This is a genomic window from Actinomyces sp. oral taxon 171 str. F0337, from assembly GCF_005696555.1.
GTDB lineage: Bacteria > Actinomycetota > Actinomycetes > Actinomycetales > Actinomycetaceae > Actinomyces > Actinomyces oris_E.
This window is the reverse complement of the sequence record NZ_CP040005.1, coordinates 2354316-2371113: the sequence shown is the minus strand read 5'-3', so window position 1 is coordinate 2371113 and position 16798 is coordinate 2354316. Positions and strand designations below refer to the sequence as shown.

General features: G+C 66.3%; 14 protein-coding genes. 11 read left to right on the top strand and 3 right to left on the bottom strand.

Annotation, left to right across the window (positions count from 1 at the left end):
• The first annotated feature begins 83 nt into the window (after positions 1-83).
• The 9 genes from FBF36_RS10180 to FBF36_RS10140 all read left to right on the top strand — a co-directional run bounded on the left by FBF36_RS10180 (position 84) and on the right by FBF36_RS10140 (position 11024).
• Positions 84-1109, top strand: a complete 1026-nt coding sequence (locus FBF36_RS10180) for a glycosyltransferase family 2 protein (RefSeq protein WP_009733908.1) — start codon at positions 84-86, stop codon at positions 1107-1109.
• The gene (locus FBF36_RS10175) at positions 1106-1573 is read left to right on the top strand and encodes a GtrA family protein (RefSeq protein WP_009733909.1); all 468 of its coding nucleotides are present in this window, start codon (positions 1106-1108) and stop codon (positions 1571-1573) included. The genes FBF36_RS10180 and FBF36_RS10175 overlap by 4 nt, the downstream gene beginning before the upstream one ends.
• The gene (locus FBF36_RS10170) at positions 1563-3626 is read left to right on the top strand and encodes a membrane protein (RefSeq protein WP_034490931.1); all 2064 of its coding nucleotides are present in this window, start codon (positions 1563-1565) and stop codon (positions 3624-3626) included. Before FBF36_RS10175 ends, FBF36_RS10170 begins: the two co-directional genes overlap by 11 nt.
• Before the next feature lie 35 nt (positions 3627-3661).
• Positions 3662-4504 (top strand): NAD-dependent epimerase/dehydratase family protein, encoded by an 843-nt coding sequence (locus FBF36_RS10165; RefSeq protein ID WP_009733911.1) that lies wholly within the window; start codon positions 3662-3664, stop codon positions 4502-4504.
• A gap of 75 nt (positions 4505-4579) precedes the next feature.
• Positions 4580-6460 carry a rhamnan synthesis F family protein gene (locus tag FBF36_RS10160; protein WP_009733912.1) on the top strand — a complete coding sequence of 627 codons (1881 nt, stop codon included), beginning with the start codon at positions 4580-4582 and terminating at the stop codon, positions 6458-6460.
• Complete coding sequence (locus FBF36_RS10155; RefSeq protein ID WP_009733913.1) at positions 6457-7563, top strand: acyltransferase family protein; 1107 nt, start codon at positions 6457-6459, stop codon at positions 7561-7563. Before FBF36_RS10160 ends, FBF36_RS10155 begins: the two co-directional genes overlap by 4 nt.
• A 184-nt stretch (positions 7564-7747) precedes the next feature.
• Positions 7748-8842, top strand: a complete 1095-nt coding sequence (locus tag FBF36_RS10150; protein WP_009733915.1) for an NAD-dependent epimerase/dehydratase family protein — start codon at positions 7748-7750, stop codon at positions 8840-8842.
• Positions 8843-8846: 4 nt separating this feature from the next.
• Entirely contained in the window at positions 8847-9713 is an 867-nt protein-coding gene (locus tag FBF36_RS10145) for an ABC transporter permease (protein WP_009733916.1), read from the top strand.
• Between the two features lie 9 nt (positions 9714-9722).
• The gene (locus FBF36_RS10140) at positions 9723-11024 is read left to right on the top strand and encodes an ABC transporter ATP-binding protein (protein WP_087943942.1); all 1302 of its coding nucleotides are present in this window, start codon (positions 9723-9725) and stop codon (positions 11022-11024) included.
• 28 nt (positions 11025-11052) lie between these two features.
• Here FBF36_RS10140 and FBF36_RS10135 read toward each other — a convergent pair whose 3' ends face one another.
• The 3 genes from FBF36_RS10135 to FBF36_RS10125 form a co-directional block, all read right to left on the bottom strand.
• Positions 11053-12129, bottom strand: coding sequence for a glycosyltransferase family 2 protein (locus tag FBF36_RS10135; protein WP_034490934.1), 1077 nt, complete (start codon positions 12127-12129; stop codon positions 11053-11055).
• Positions 12130-12265: 136 nt separating this feature from the next.
• Positions 12266-13285, bottom strand: a complete 1020-nt coding sequence (locus FBF36_RS10130) for a glycosyltransferase family 2 protein (RefSeq protein WP_009733919.1) — start codon at positions 13283-13285, stop codon at positions 12266-12268.
• Positions 13282-14406, bottom strand: a complete 1125-nt coding sequence (locus FBF36_RS10125) for a glycosyltransferase family 4 protein (RefSeq protein WP_075377638.1) — start codon at positions 14404-14406, stop codon at positions 13282-13284. The genes FBF36_RS10130 and FBF36_RS10125 overlap by 4 nt, the downstream gene beginning before the upstream one ends.
• A 176-nt stretch (positions 14407-14582) precedes the next feature.
• Between FBF36_RS10125 and FBF36_RS10115 the strand changes: the two genes are divergently transcribed.
• On the top strand, positions 14583-15704 hold the full coding sequence (locus FBF36_RS10115) for a glycosyltransferase family 4 protein (protein WP_009733923.1): 1122 nt from the start codon (positions 14583-14585) through the stop codon (positions 15702-15704).
• 150 nt (positions 15705-15854) lie between these two features.
• Entirely contained in the window at positions 15855-16790 is a 936-nt protein-coding gene (locus FBF36_RS10110) for an SDR family oxidoreductase (protein WP_009733924.1), read from the top strand.
• Positions 16791-16798: the final 8 nt, after the last annotated feature.

Genomic DNA, 16798 nt, shown 5'->3' with positions numbered 1-16798 from the left:
CGGCATGGGCGGGTATGCCCCTCGGATCCCCTGTTGGAGCCCCGGCCTCAATCAATGAGTCACGTGAGGACCTTGACCTGTCCATGAAGAAGATCAGCGTCGTCATTCCCAGTTATAACGAGGAAAAAAGCGTCAGGTTGATGTACGACCGCCTGAACTCGGTATTTCGCACACGTCTTCCGCAATACGACTACGAGATCATCTTCGTCGATGACTACTCGACGGACGGTACCCGCGACGCGATCCGCGCTCTGGCGGATGAGGACAAGCGGGTGAAGGCCGTCTTCAATGCCCGTAACTTCGGTTTTCACCGGAATGTCTTCTCGGCTCTCACCTACGGCTCGGGGGACGCGACCTTCATGCTCTTCGGTGACCTCCAGGATCCGCCTGAGAACCTCCCGGAGTTCGTGGCCCGTTGGGAGGCGGGGGCCAAGGTCGTCATCGGGCAGCGGAGATCCTCTGACGAGGGCTTCATCATGACGGGGTGCCGTCACCTCTACTACAAGCTCATCGACTGGTTCGCCGACACCCCTCAGATCGCGCGTTTCACCGGATACGGGCTCTACGACGCCGAGTTCATCGATGTTCTCAGGCAGATCGGCGATATCCAGCCCTACTTCAAGACGGTCGTCGCCGAGTACGGGATCGGGCTCGAGATCGTCCAGTACGATCAGGCCCAGTCCTCCCGGGGGAAGTCGAATTTCAACTTCCTGCGCAACTACGACTTCGCCATGCAGGGGATCACCAGCTCCACCAAGCTTCTGATGCGCATGGCCACATTCGTGGCCACCTTCGTCGGCATCATCTGCCTGGGCCTGGCGACCTTCGTCCTGATCAAGAAGCTCATCGACTGGAACGCCTATCCGGTGGGTGAGGCCTCCCGCACCGTGGGCCTGTTCCTCCTCGGATCCATCCAGCTGTTCTTCATCGGGATCCTGGGCGAGTACATCCTCAGCATCAACGGGCGCGTTGTCAGCAAGCCTCGCGTGGTGATAGGTGAGCGCCTCAACTTCGGTCCCTCTGAGGGGTCGTCGGGCTTCGGGGGCGGCCCGGCGTCGCCGGAGGCGGGTAACCCGTCGCAGGGACGTCCCGGTGGGAACATCTCTTGAACGCCCTCCAGGAGAAAGCGCGCCCCCTCGTTCTTCAGTTCGGGCGCTTCCTCGTTGTCGGCGGCATCTCCTTCTGCGTTGACTTCGGCCTCTTCACCGTGCTGTACGGGCTGGGCGTCCCCCACCTCGTCGCCAGCGCGACGTCCTTCTCCACCTCGGTGGTCCTCAACTACATCCTCTCCAGGCGCTACGTGTTCGAGGCCCAGGAGAACGTCAGTGTCCTCAAGGAGTTCACGCTGTATGTTCTGCTCAACGTGGTCGCACTGGGCTTGAACACCCTCATCCTCTATGTGTGCGCCGACCTCGCCGGAATGAGTCCCTTCCTGGGGAAGATCATCGCCACGGCAATCGTGCTCATCTACAACTTCATCTCCCGCAAAGCCCTCCTGGAGCGTCTCGGTGCCTCCTCCGGGGCGACCGCCGTCCATCACTCCGACGAACAGGCAGGCTCTCGTGTCCGGTAAAGCTGCGAAGAACAGTACGGGTCAAGCAGGGAACGACAACGCTGAGAAAACTGATCACGACTCCACGCCGGAGACGCGGGCGCAGGAGAAGAACGGGCAGTCGGCCGGTGCGTCCGGCGGTACCAAGACTCTTCCTGCCTCAGGCGCCGGCTCGCGTCTGCGTGCGCGCTTCGACTCGGAGGTCGATCGTGGGCGCGAGGTGATCGAGCGCGTGGTGAGGAGCCGTCTCGGCCGTTGGTGGAACGACACCGAACGTCCCGGTCTCGTGGACTGGGCGCTGCTGGGCGTCATTCTGCTCGGCGCCTACGCCTTCTTCCTCTACGGCGACGTACGAGCCACCTTCGAGCACTCCTTCAACTTCCTGGACGCGGTTCTTCAAGGGCGGATCGGCGACTTCTACCGGATCGCGATCGAGCACACGTCGACCGGTCACCCAGCGGTCTACGACATTCCGCTCTACCTGCTCTTCGGGCTGTGGAACCTGCCGACCTACGTCCTATACCGGATCACCGGCTTCCAGTACCTGCTGTCGACGCCGGCGCAGCTGTGGCTCAAGACCATGATGGTGCTCGCCGCCCTCGTCGCCGCCAAGGTCCTGGTGGACATCGCTCGTGACCTCGGCGTCGGTCGGCAGCGCAGCAAGTGGGTCGCCTTCTTCTTCCTGTCCTCGATGACGCTGTTCGTCCCGGTCTTCGTCATCGTCCAGTACGACATCATCATGATCGTCTTCATCCTGCTGGGGCTGCGCGCCTACCTGCGCGGCCGGCTGGGCAGGTTCCTGCTGTGGTTCGCGATCGCCAACACGCTCAAGCTCTTCGCCATCTTCATCTTCGTGCCGCTTCTGCTACTGAGGGAGAAGCGGCTGCGCGTGGTGGCCCTCCAGGTCGTTGTCGGGCTCATCGGCCTGGTCGGGTGCCGCGCCATCTACCACGGCAATGTGGCGTACAAGGCGTCCACCGGGGGATTCATGAGCAGCATGCTTCAGAGGCTCACTGCCGTGGGGGTCCCGTGGCAGGGCAGCATGATCCCGATCTTCGTGGTGTTCATGGTGGGGATCGGCATCTTCGCCTACCTGCGCTGCCCTCAGGGAACGAAGGCGTTGGCGGCCGATGCGGTCTACATCTGCCTGGCCATCTACCTCGTCTTCGCGACGGTCGTCCCGCTCAATCCCTACTGGGCCGTCATGGTCTCGCCCTTCGCGGTGCTCATCATCTTCCTCAACCCGCGCCACGTGCTGCTCAACTCGGCTCTTGAGATGGGCGTTGGAACCGCGTTGTTCCTCATGTACACCTTCACCGGTTTCTCCATGTACGACCGGTCGATCCTCGATCAGCTGCTTCTGCCTCACCTGGCCACTCCGACGGCGCAGCCCCGCTATGAGAACCCCGCGCAGTTCCTCGACGTCATGGGAATCAGCAGGCAGGGGTCCTTCATCGTCGGCTTCATGATCGCCTGCGTTCTGGCGATCCTCTTCATCAACTTCCCGCGCGCCGAGATGGTGGAGAAGCTGGGGCGGGGCGAGCGGGTCCCGCGCTCCGCGGCCTGGTCGCGCCTGACCATGCCTGCGGCGTTCAGCGCGCTCGTGCTGATCCCCTACTTCGTGCCGGCAGTTCCGGTGGCGTACTCAGCGGTCACCGACACCCCCCAGCCGGGAGGCGTCAACATCCTCGGTGACGGAGCGAGCGTCACCGAGACCGTCACCCTGCCGTCGACCGTGGAGGTCAGCTCCATCAATATCGCCTTCCTGGCAGGAGACATCCAGTGGCTCGACTCCTCGGTGGTCAACGTCGAGGTCACGGACGCCTCCGGTGCCCGGGTCTTCAAGACCGCGGCGCCGGCGAACTCCCTCCACGAGGGTCTGCACGAGTTCCCGGCCAAAGGACTCGTCCTGCGCGCTGGTGAGAGGTACACCGTGAGGATCACCAGTGAGCTGACCGAGGGCGGCAGCGCCGTCGTCGAGATCAATCCCGCGGTCGACCAGTTCCCGACCACGGAGAACGGAACGACCGTCAACGGCGATCTCCTCATGTCCATCAGCGGCAGAACCAAGTGATCGTTCCGCGACCGCACCTGTTAGGATCCGGAGCCATGGCAAAGACAGTTCTCGTCACTGGAGCAGGCGGCTACATCGGTCGCCACGTCGTCACCGCGCTCCTGGAGCGCGGCCTGGATGTCAAGGCCCTCGACCTGCGACTCGACGGCGTCGACGAGCGGGCTGAGAGGCTCTCCCTGGACCTCTTCTCCGGGGATGCCGATATCTATGACCAGATGGGGCGTCCTGACGTCGTCCTGCACATGGCCTGGCGCGACGGCTTCAAGCACGCCTCGAACGCTCATATGGACGACCTGGCCAAGCACGTTCGTCTTATTGAGAACCTGTACGCCGGCGGTCTCAAGCAGCTCGCCGTCATGGGGACCATGCATGAGGTCGGCTACTGGGAGGGCGCCATTGACGAGAGCTCCCCCTGCAACCCCGCCTCGCTCTACGGCATCGCCAAGAACGCACTGCGGGAGACCACCTTCCTGTCGGCCAAGAAGCATGGCGCCGTCGCCCAGTGGATCCGTGCCTACTACATCGTGGGTGACGACAAGTTCGGCAACTCGATCTTCTCCAAGCTCCTGGAGGCCGCCGAGGAGGGGCGCACCACCTTCCCCTTCACCACGGGCAAGAACCGCTACGACTTCATCTCCGTGGATGAGCTGGCCACGCAGATCGCCGCGATCGTGGACCAGACCGAGGTCGACGGCATCATCAACGCCTGCACCGGCGAGCCGATGACCCTGGCCGACCGCGTCGAGGCCTACATTCGGGACAACGACCTGGACATGACCCTGGAGTACGGGGCCTTCCCGGATCGGCCCTACGACTCGCCCGGTGTATGGGGCGACCCGACGAGGATCCGCCGTATTCTCGCCTCAAGCGCGGGCTGACGCGCCCGGAGAAACCCTATTCCTCCGCTCTCCCGTCATGGTGAGCGGCTTGAACCACTGCCCAGAAGGGACATTATGGCAACGCTCGGCCAGGACCCGAAGCGACTCGGGATCTTCTTCTTCTTCGACGCTCAGGGCATCGTGGACTCCTACGTGGAGACCCTGCTCACTGACATGGTCAAGAACCTCTCCGAGCTGGTCATCGTCGTCAACGGTGAGCTGACCGCCAAGAGCTATGCCAGGCTGACCGCCTTCACGGACAACATCATCCTTCGGGAGAACAAGGGGCTGGACGCCTGGGCGTACAAGACGGCCATGGAGAGCTACGGCTGGGACAGGCTCGTCGAGTTCGACGAGATCGTCCTGTTCAACGCCACCATCATGGGGCCGGTGCACCCCTTCGAGGAGATGTTCACCGAGATGGCGGGGCGGGACATCGACTTCTGGGGAATTACCTGGTTCCACCTGGCCCCCGGCGACCCCTTCGGGCACTCTCTGGAGGGGTACCTGCCCCGTCATCTTCAGTCCCACTTCCACGCCTACCGGCGCTCCCTGGTCTCCTCCAAGGCGTTCCAGGACTACTGGGACAACCTGCCTCAGATCAATTCCTACGAGGAGTCCGTGGGGCTCCACGAGGCGCCCTTCACGCAGCGCTTCGAGCGGCTCGGCTTCGTCTCCGACGTGTATGTCAATACTGAGGACCTGGAGGGCTTCACCCTGCAGCCCATCCTCTTCACCCCCAAGCAGCTCATTGCGGAGAGGCGCTGCCCCATCTTCAAGCGCCGCTCCTTCTTCCACAGCTACGAGGACGTGCTTCACCAGGCCGTGGGCAACGCGACCGTCGAGCTCTACGAGTACCTGCGCGACCACACCGACTTCGACACGAACCTCATCTGGGACAACGCCCTGCGCTCCATGAACATGGCAGACCTGGTGAAGAACCTCCAGCTCACCTACGTCCTGCCCACGCAGGCGGTGGTTCGCGAGCCGAAGCAGCAGAAGGTCGCCCTCATCGCGCACCTGTACTTCATGGATCTCCTGGACTCCACGCTCGCCTACGCCCGGTCCATGCCCGAGGGGACGGACCTCATCCTCACCGTCGGTTCCCAGGAGAAGGCGGAGCTGGTGGAGCGGGCGTGCCAGGACCTGCCCTACAACGTGGACGTGCGTGTCATCGAGAATCGGGGCCGGGACGTCAGCGCGCTCCTGGTGGGGTGCAAGGACATCGTCGACGACTACGACCTGGTCTGCTTCATGCACGACAAGAAGGTCACCCAGCTAAGCCCCTACACCGTGGGCGAGGGCTTCGCCCGCAAGTGCTTCGACAATCTCCTCCCGACTCGAGAGTTCGTCGAGAACGTCGTCGCCACCTTCGACTCGGAGCCCCGGCTCGGTCTGCTCTCGCCGACCCCTCCCAACCATGCCGACTACTTCCCCATCTACTCCTACAGCTGGGGGCCGAACTTCGATCGCACGAAGATGCTCCTGGAGAAGGAGCTGAACCTGAACGTCCCGCTCGATGCTCACAAGGAGGTCATCGCCCCGCTGGGCACCATGTTCTGGTTCCGGCCGGCCGCTCTCAAGCCGCTCTTCGACCACGACTGGCAGTGGGAGGACTTCCCGCCCGAGCCGAACGACATCGACGGAACCATCCTCCACGCCATCGAGCGCGCCTACGGCTATGTCGCGCAGGCCTCTGGCTACTTCTGCGGGTGGCTCTTCTCCGACTCCTTCGCGCGGATCGAGCTGACGAATCTGTCGTTCTACACCAGGGAGTTCACCACCGCGGTGTCGCAGCACTGGGGGGTTGATGCCGAGCAGCGAATGATCCAACGGGTCCGTAGCGCTCGCAGCACTCGTCAGCAGGTCAAGGAGCAGGTCGGCCGCTGGATCCCGGCCGCAGTGCGCTCGCCCCTCAAGGGCGCCTACCGCCGAGTCAGGGGGATCGGGGAGTGACCGAGACGGGCGCGTCGGTGGGAGCGGCGGCTGCGAAGCCGGTCGCCGGGAAGCGGACCAGGATCTTCTACCTGGACCTGGTCCGAGCCCTGGCGGCGCTTCTCATCGTCCTCACCCACTTCAACAACCCCTACCTGGCTGATGGCGGCTACGTTCTGACCAACTTCCCCTTCGGCATCTATGTGGGCGGGTTGGGCGTCTCCCTGTTCCTCATCATCTCCGGGGCCGCCCTGACGGTGACCTATCGGAGACCGATCAATCTCAAACGGTTCTACTGGAAGCGCTGTCTCAACATCTACCCGATGTTCTGGACCGCCTGGATCCTCGCGACGCTCTACTTCTTCGTCGCGACCGGGGGCCGGCCGCCCAACAGCGCCCCGACTCGCTCCCTCATCTTCACAGTCCTCGGCGTGGACGGTCTGGTTGCCAACTTCCAGGTGCGCACCGCCTACCTCCTGGGGGAGTGGTTCCTCGGTTTCATCCTCCTGTACTACCTCGTCTTCCCGCTGCTGCTGTGGGCCATCGACCGCTTCCCGATCATCACCGGCGTTCTCATCCTGGCGGCCTACGCCGCCACCGTGATCATCATGCAGCGCTACTTCGCGGGCTACTCCTCGGCGATGATCCTCACCACCAGACTCCCCGAGCTGGCCTTCGGCAGCTACTTCGTCCTCTACGTCCGCCGGGTTCACTGGGGCGTGGTCATTCCCGCTGCAGCGGTCCTGGCCGTCTCGGCCATGCTCCCCGAGGAGATTCCCGAGGACGTGGCCACCACGCTCGTCGGCATCTCGGCCTTCCTCATCCTCGTGGTCGTCGGCCGCTACGTGGCGATCCAGCCGGTACGCGTACTCGTCGATCTCATCGCCAAGTACTCCTACCCGATCTTCCTGGTCCACCACGTCGTCATCATGGTCCTCTACGAGAAGATCAATGTGGCGGGCTTCGTTCCGGTTCAGCGCTACACGATGCTGGTCGCGACCTGCGTCATCGTCTTCGGCCTGTCGGTGGCGCTGGTGAGGATCACCGATCACGTCGTCGCTTTCGTCACCAGGGCCTTCAAGGGCATGAGCTGGCGTCCCGAGGTCTCCGAGGTCGAACGCTGATATGTGCGGCGTGCGGCTCCGAGCGGGGGCGAGGTCGTGGCCCGCGCCCCTGAGGCGTGTCGAAGGCAACGGCGGCTGCGGGCCCTCACGGCTCCGGGAACGCTGAGAATAGTGATGAGGCCGTTGTACGACGCGTGAGAGCTCGTCCCACCGCCCCGACTCGACTACACCAAGGGAGACCCTCGTGACCCGTACCTGCCTCGTGACCGGTGGCGCCGGATTCATCGGCTGCGCGATCTCGCGTGACCTGGCGGACGCCTTCGACCGCGTCGTGGCCCTGGACAACATGCACCCGCAGATCCACCCGTCCCAGGAGCGCCCCGCCGAGCTCGACGAGCGCGTGGAGCTGCACCGGCTGGACGTGGCCCTCGCCGAGGACTGGGACTCGGTCCTGGCCGCGGTAGCACCGGATGTCATCGTCCACCTGGCCGCGGAGACCGGGACCGGCCAGTCGCTCACCGAGGCCTCCCGCCACGCCAACGTCAACGTCGTCGGTACCACCCAGATGCTCGACGCCCTCGTGCGTCACGAGATCCGCCCGGACAAGATCATCCTGGCCTCCTCCCGGGCCGTCTACGGTGAAGGGGCGTGGATTGACGCCGAGGGGCGCCCCTCCTACCCCGGGCAGCGCACTCACGCGATGCTCGAGGCCGGACAGTGGGACTTCGAGGGCCTGACCCCCTCGGTCCAGTCCTCCTCCGAGGTCAAGGCATCCCCGGCCAACGTCTACGCCGCCACCAAGTTCTGCCAGGAGAACCTCGTGACCTCCTGGTGCGGCTCCTTCGGTGTCACGCCGGTGCTCTACCGGCTTCAGAACGTCTACGGCCCTGGCCAGTCCCTCATCAACCCCTACACCGGCATCGTCTCCCTCTTCGCCCGCCTGGCCAAGCAGGGGCAGTCCATCCCGGTCTACGAGGACGGCCAGATCGTGCGGGACTTCGTCTTCATCGACGACGTCGCCTCCGCCATCGTGGCCGGCGTCCTGCATTCGCCGGCCGCCGCCCTGCCCTACGACATCGGCCTGGGGGAGCGGACCACCATCATGCAGGTCGCTCAGACGATCGCCGAGCACTACGGAGCGCCCGCCCCGCACGTCACCGGCCAGTTCCGTGACGGCGATGTGCGCGCCGCCTGGGCGGACACCGCGCGCGCCCGCCAGGCGCTGGACTGGGAGCCCCGGGTCGGCGTCGCTGAGGGCATCAACCGGCTGTGCGACTGGATCGACGCCCAGGACGGGGCGGTTCCGCCAGCGCCCACCAGTACAGTGAAGGAGGCGTGAGCCTATGCGGCTGTCTCGACTGCTCCGTTCGGAGGATGCCCGCCGGACGCTGGACCTCACCCTGCGGCTGACTCAGCGCTCGGTCTCGTCGGAGTTCAAGGGCACGGCCCTGGGGCGCCTGTGGTCCTTCATCAACCCCCTGGCCACGGTCGCCGTCTTCTCTCTCATCTTCGGCGTCGTCTTCCGCGGCGGCGTGGCACCGGGCCGCAACTCCGGCATCGACTCCTTCGCACTGTGGATCGGTATCGGGGTGCTCAGCTGGAACTTCATGTCCAGCGGCATCATGGCCTCCATGAACGCCCTCGTGGACAACTCGGGGCTGCTCACGAAGGTCTACTTCCCACGTCAGGTCCTCATATACTCCGCGGTGCTGTCCCTGGCCGTCGACTTCGCCTTCGAGCTGCTCGTTCTGACCGTTATCGCCATGATCATGGGTGGCCCCGGGGTCCTCCTCATGCTTCCAGCGCTGCTCGTCGTCACCCTGCTGGCGGGCATGTTCGCCGTCGGGCTGGGTCTCATCCTGTCCATCGCCACCGTCTACTTCCGGGACCTGGGCCACCTGTGGCAGATCTTCAACCAGATCTGGATGTACGCCTCCGGCGTCGTCTTCTCCCTGACCATGGTCGACAAAGTCCAGAACGACCTGTTCGACAAGGGCTGGCAGATCAACGGCGAACCGATCCCGCTCACCACGATCCTGCGTCTCAACCCGGCCGAGACCTTCCTCGAGGCCTTCCGGTCCTGCCTGTTCGAGTTCGCCCTGCCGTCACTGCCCGTCTCCCTGGCCTGCCTGCTGTGGTCCTTCGTCATGCTCGGCCTGGGCCTCGTCTTCTTCCGCCGGCACTCGGCGAGCATCGTTGAGGAGCTCTGATACCCGAAGATGGCTGCATCAACCGGATTGTCCGCATCATCACTCGCCTCGTCGGCGCAGGCCGCTTCGTCGGCGTCCCCGCAGGCGCTCGCCGTGCGCATTGAGGACGTCTCCAAGCGCTTCAGGATCTACCGCCACCGCAACCAGTCCCTCAAGGGCGCGGTCCTCCAACGCAGCCGCGGCGTCTACGAGGACTTCTGGGCCCTGAAGGACATTACCTTCGACATCCCGGAGGGCAAGACCTTCGGGCTCATGGGGCACAACGGGTCCGGTAAGTCCACGCTGCTCAAGTGCATCGCCAAGATCCTGGCCCCCAACTCCGGCTCCATCACCGCCCGCGGACGCATGGCCGCCATGCTGGAGGTCGGCTCCGGCTTCCACCCCGAGCTCTCCGGAAGAGAGAACATCTTCCTCAACGGGGCCATCCTGGGGATGAGCCGCAAGGAGATCGAGGCCAAGTTCGACGACATCGTCGACTTCTCCGGGGTCGGCGAGTTTATCGACCAGCCGGTGAAGAACTACTCCTCGGGCATGTACGTGCGCCTGGGCTTCTCCGTGTCCATCCACGTCGAGCCAGAGATCCTCCTGGTTGACGAGGTCCTGGCCGTGGGCGACATGGAGTTCCAGGAGCGATGCATGGACAAGTTCGCCGAGTTCCGGGAGGACGGACGCACCGTCGTCGTCGTCTCCCACGGCCTGGAGCAGATGCGCACCTTCTGCGACGAGGTCGCCTGGCTCGACCACGGCAGGCTCAAGGAAGTCGGACCGGCCCCCGAGGTCATCGACAAGTACTCCGACGTCACCCACGGAGCCAAGAAGGTCAAGGAGGGCCAAGGAACCCGCTTCGGCAGCGGTGAGGCCCAGATCAGCCGGATCGAGCTGCTCGATCGCACGGGCCGGCCGGTGGGCTCCATGCGCACCGGGGACGAGGCCACCATCCGGCTGCACTTCCGCTGCGAGGAGACGATCGAGAAACCCGTCTTCGGCTGCTCCATCGACACTCGCGAGGGCATCTTCGCGTGGGGGCTTCACGGCCTCGACGACGGCTTCCAGCCCGAGAGGATCGAGCCGGGCGAGGGGACGGTGGACATCTCGATCCCCGCGATGATGCTGCGCCCTGGCGCCTACCTCATCTCCGGGTCCATCCAGCCCTGGCAGCTCTCCAGCGTCATTGACGCCTACCAGAAGGCCACGGCCTTCGACATCATCCCCGGGCCGCGCATGGAATCCGGGGGGCTGGTCGCCCTGGGAGCCCACTACGAGCGGATCGACCCGCCCCGCCCCATGGTCACGTTCACCAAGGACGACTGAGGCTCGGCGGGGCGGGCAGCGCCGCTGCTCAGCGCCTCTGGATCTTCTTGACCCCTTGGGCCACGGTGCGGAAGAAGGGCTTGGCCGTGGCCTCCACATGGTCGACCTTCAGGTTGATCGCATGAGTATGCATGAGGACCTGGCGCATCGTGTCATGCAGGTCTCCGATGGTGAAGCGCAGGTCGCGCATGGCCCTCTGGAGGTGCGCGATCTCCTTGTCCTGCTGCTCCAGCCTCTTCTGGATCCGGTGGTAGTACTCCGCCGAGACGAGCAGGAGTCCCAGGTTCTCGGAAGCGGCTGTCACGCCCTGCGGGGCGGAGGCCTCGGTCCCGGTGCAGTTCACTGACAGGCGGGCGTAACGGTCCCGAATGGCGAGGTTGTCGGTGCGGTGGTGGACGGCGTCGACGACGACGGAGTTGCCCACCGACTCGTCGGTGGAGTCGCGGTGGTGCCAGTGGGCCAGCGGCTCGCCGTCGATGAAGCCGACCGGGGAGGTCGCCAGCAGGCGGAGGTTGAAGTCCCAGTCGGCCTGGGTCAGCAGGGTGCCGTCCCAGTGGCCGATGCGGTCGGCCACCTCGCGGCGGATGAGCTGGGAAATCGGCGGCACGTAGTTGGCCACCATCGTGTCGATGAGGGTCCAGCTCTCCCTGTCCGGTGCCAGAATCCCTCGGTTGACCTCGATCATGCCCTCCTCTGAGACCGTCTCGGAGATCAAGTCGCAGCGCGTCGCCACAGCCCCATGGCAGGGGTGCTCGTCGAGGTGGGCCACGCAGGCGGTCAGGAAGCCGGGCTCCCAGGAGTCGTCATCATCATGGATCGCGAAGAACTCACAGGAGGAGACGGCCAGACCGTCCTCCAGAGCGGCCTCGCGCCCGTGAGAGGTCTTGTTGGTGACCACCGTGGTGCGCTCCCGCAGCCACTGGGGGGCGCTCTCCAGGGCGATGTCCACCGGCTCGGTGCTTCCGGCGTCGTTGACGATGACGAGCTCGAGGTCCTGGAAGGACTGGGCCCCGACCGACTGGAGTGCTCGCGTCAGCAGCATGGGACGGTTGCGGGTCCGGGTCACCACGGTGACTCGTGGGGATTGTGCGGCTTGTCCAGCCATTGTCGGGGATCCTCCTTGATCTGGTCAGGGGCGCATCGTGTTTGGCGATGTTATCGAAACGCCCGGGGCGTCTGATAAGGTCTCAGCCCCGTCACTGTATCGGGTGAGGTGGCATCGGCGTAGTCGGGAAGTGGAATCAGCGGTGCTCAGCCGAGGTCGACGAGCGTCTCGCGCGGCCCCTCGTGCGCCGACGCAGCTCGCGCGGTAGGCCGGCGACCGCCTGAGCAAGTCCTGTCATCACCGGGCCGCGCTGCGGTCCCCGGAGGGTCCGCACCAGCGTGCGTGCCAGCGCCTGCATCACCACCGGGGCCGGACTGTGGGCGGCCGCCGTCAGTATCCGGTTGCGGACGTTGACCCGGATGAACATCGGTGAGTCGGTGCCCGAGGAGGAGGCGTGCTCGTGGTGCGCCACCGCCTCGCGCACGTAGACGACCCTCCAACCGCGCTCACGCAGGCGCCAGGACAGATCCGTGTCCTCGTAGTACATGAACAGGTCCTCACGGAAGCCGTCCAGGGTTCGCCACGCCTCACGCCGGATCGCGCAGGCGCCCCCGCACAGGCCGAAGACCTCACTGGGGGAGTGCTCCCGCTCGGCTGGCACCAGCCAGTCCCGGTCGTAGCCGTTACCGGAGGCGTCCACCAGGTTGCCGGTGGAGTTGACCAGCACCTCCCCCTCGCCGCGGGAAGCGGCCTCGTCGTCGACCCGGGCCCACCGACCGGTGCGGGGGGAGACGAGTACGTCCTGCTGCCCCGGGGCGGCCGGCTTCCAACGGCCGGCCAGAAGGATTCGCGCCGTCGCCGCGGCCGGTGCCGCCGCGGCCGGTGGATCGCTCAGGGGCCTCAGGAGTGCCTCAAGGAAGCCGGGCTCGGCCATCGCGTCATTGTTGAGCAGGACGAGGACATCCTCAACCATGCCCTGGGCCCCGAGGTTGACACCGGCGCCGAAGCCCCGGTTCTCAGGGGACTCGACCACTGGGAGCCCCTCCCGGCGCAGCTGCTCGACCGAGCCGTCGCCGGAGGCGTTGTCCACGACGACGAGCACGTCCCCGTCTCCCAGCTGCTCTCGGATGGACCGGGCTGCCCGGATCGTCAGCTCGGCCTGACGCCAGTTGACGATGACAACGCGAGCTGAGGGACGCCTGACGGGCTGCGTCACACCGCACCTCCGATGAGGGCGTGATAGACCTCCGTGTGCGCAGCTGCACAGGCGTCCCAGGTGAAGGTCCGAGCGCGCTCGCGGCCGGCCCGGGCCAGCTCGTCGTGCTCCGGGCCGACGGCCCGGGCGAGCCGGTCCGCGATCTCGTGCGGCGAGGAGGGATCCGCCAGCAGGCCCGCCTCCCCGGTCACCTCGGCCATGCAGGTCCCGGCGCTGGTGACCACCGGGGTCCCGTAGGCCATGGCCTCCAGGACCGGCAGACCGAAGCCCTCCCAGACGGAGGGGAAGCAGAAGGCGCGGGCGCCGCTGTAGGCGGCAGCCAGCTCATCGTCGTCGAGCCTGCCGGTGACGTGGACCCGATCACCCAGCCGGGTCAGCAGCTCGCGCTCGACGGCATCGTCGCCCCATCCGACCGGACCGACGAGGACCAGGTCGAGGTCGCCGACGTCGTTGTGCTCCTCGTTGTGCTCCTCGATGAGGAGCGCGAAGGCCCGCAGCAGTCCCAGCAGGTTCTTGCGGGGCTCGCGCGTGCCCGTCCACAGGATGTAGTCGCGTGCGAGGCCCCGGGTGGCGCGGAAGCTCCCGATCTGTTTGTCGCTGACGGCCCGGGTGCGCACCCCGTGCGGAATGACGTAGAGGCGGGCGGCGTCGATCCCTGCCGCGATGCAGTCGTCGGCGGTGGCCTGGGAGGGCACGATGATGGCGCTCGCCTCGGCGATGACGCGCTCCAGGGAGCGGCTGAAGTAGGCGTTGCCGCGTGGGGTGAAGTGCTCCGGTGCGCGCAGGAAGGCCAGGTCGTGCACAGTGACGACCAGTGGCAGCGAGGTGGGGGGCAGGGCCCAGGTGGTGGCGTGAATGAGCTGGGCGCCGGGCAGGATGGACTCGGCCCGCGGCAGCCCCAGGCGGTTCCAGGACTCGTACAGGGCGGTGCGCGGCAGGTGGGAGGAGCGCATCGGCATCGGTGGCAGGCCGACCTCCCTGGGCGATGGAGCCCCCTGATGATGGGCGGTGATCCCGGCCACGGGCACCCGCCGGGCGCGCAGGGCCTGGGAGAGCTCGACGATGTAGGTGCCCGAGCCCCCGGGGACGGGCTGCCACAGCTGCTCAACCACCAGGCCCACTCGTGGACCGCGGGGGCGAGCCGACGGACGGGAGCCGCTGGCGCTGGAGGACCTGGAGGTCGTGGTGCGGGAGGCGGGGGAGGAGGAAGGGGCCGGGGAGTGCGCCGGGCGGGAGTGATCTGCGCTCATGGGCTCAGAGTACGGGGTGGCCGCGCGCGGCGCGGTAGCCTGCCGTCATGAAGGTTCTTCTTGATGCAACGGCGATCCCGGCTGATCTCGGAGGCGTGGGGCGCTATGTCGACGACCTCGTGCCCGAGCTCATCGCCTCCGGCGTCAACCTGGCCATGGCCGTCCAGCAGCGGGATGTCGCGCACTTCTCCGCCAAGGTGCCCAGCGCTCACCTCTTCCCGGTGCCTGAGTCCATGGAGTCGCGCGGTGCCCGGATGGCCTGGGAGCAGACGGGGCTGCCGGCACTCATCCATCGGATCCGCCCTGATGTCCTGCACTCGCCCCACTACACCTTTCCGGTGCTGCACCAGGTGCCCGTGGCCGTCACCCTCCACGACGCCACGTTCTTCTCCCACCCGCAGGCGCACTCGCCCTTCAAGCAGAAGTTCTTCTCCCGCGCCATCCGTCGGGCCGTGCGCGGGTCCGACGCGCTGATCGTGCCCTCCCAGGCCACCCGTGACGAGACCATCGCATACGCCGGTGGCGATCCCGAGCGCTTTCACGTCGCCTACCACGGTGTGGATACCTCCGTGTTCCACCCGGTCGACGACGCTGAGAGGGCCCGTGTGGCCGCCTCCCTCGGCCTGGAGGGCAAGCGCTACATCGGCTTCCTGGGGACCTTGGAGCCTCGCAAGAACGTTCCCAACCTGGTGCGCGCCTGGATCGACGTCTTCCGCGACTCCGAGGACGCCCCGGCCCTGGTGCTGGCCGGCGGTCCCGGCTGGGATGAGGAGATCGAGCCGGTCCTGGCTCAGGTGCCCCGGCACCTGAACGTCCTGCGGCCCGGCTACCTGCCTCTTGAGGATTTGCCCGGATTCCTGTCCGGCTGCGAGATCCTGGCCTATCCCTCCATCGGCGAGGGCTTCGGCCTGCCGGTTCTCGAGGCCATGGCCTGCGGGGCCGCCGTGCTCACCACTCGCGAGCTGAGTCTGCCGGAGGTCGGAGGCGACGCCGTCGCCTACTGCGGATCGGACGTCCAGGCCATTGCCCGTGGCCTCGTGGTCCTGGATGCCCAGCCCGAGCGGCGCCGGGCACTGGGGGCCGCAGCCCTCGATCGGGCGGCCGAGTTCACTTGGAAGGCCTCCGCCCAGGCGCACGTCGAGGCCTACCGCGCCGCCATGGCGCGCTAGCGCCGCACCCCTGTGCGGAGCGCGGTATGCCGTTTGTCCTTGGTGATATCGACCAAAGTGGCCGGCGCGCTCGTGTAGTGTTCATCGACGGGCTATGACCCATGGTGAGGCGTCGGCGAAACGACGCATGCGGGAAGGAAGAGACGGGCCGTGAACGACACTGAACCTCTGGGGGCCGAGGAGACCTCCCTCCCGTGCGCCGGGTGCCGAGGCGGGCAGGTGCGTGGCCGTGTTCTCCTCACCGGCGCCAACGGCCAATTGGGGCGCGCGCTCATGGCCCTGCTGCCACAGGCGGGTTTCGAACCCACCGGCGTCGATCTGCCGGAGGTGGACATCTCAGATGCGGCCGCCATGTCCTCCTGGGACTGGGCGAGCTACGACATCATCATCAATATCAATGCCGCGGCCTGGACCGACGTGGACGGGGCGGAGACTCCTGAGGGACGCCGCCTGTCCTGGCGGGCCAACACGGTCGGCCCGGTCAACCTGGCCCGGGCGGCCGTGCAGCACGACCTGACCCTGGTGCATCTGTCCACCGAGTACACCTTCGACGGCGTGACGGCTGTCCACGCCGAGGAGGAGTCTCCCTCGCCGTTGGGGGTCTACGGACAGTCCAAGGCCGCCGGGGACGCTGCCGTCAGCGTCTGTCCCCGGCACTACCTGGTGCGTACCTCATGGGTGGTCGGCGACGGCAAGAACTTCGTCAAGACGATGCTCTCCCTGGCGGAGCGCGGTGTCAGCCCGCGGGTCGTGGGCGACCAGACCGGTCGTCTCACCTTCGCCTCCGATCTGGCGGCGGGCATCATCCACCTTCTCGCCTCGGGCGCCGAGTTCGGCACCTACAACCTCTCCGGCGAGGGGCCGATCGTCTCATGGGCCGACGTCGCCAAACGGGTCTACGAGCGCGCCGGCCACAGTCCCGACGAGGTCACGCCTGTCACCACTGAGGAGTACTACGCGGGTCAGGAGGGGATCGCGCCCCGGCCGCTGAGCTCGGCCCTGGATCTCACGAGGATCAAGGCCGCAGGCTTCACCCCGGCCGACTCCACGGAGCGCCTGGAGGCTTATCTTCAGGACCTCCTGTAGGTTGAATC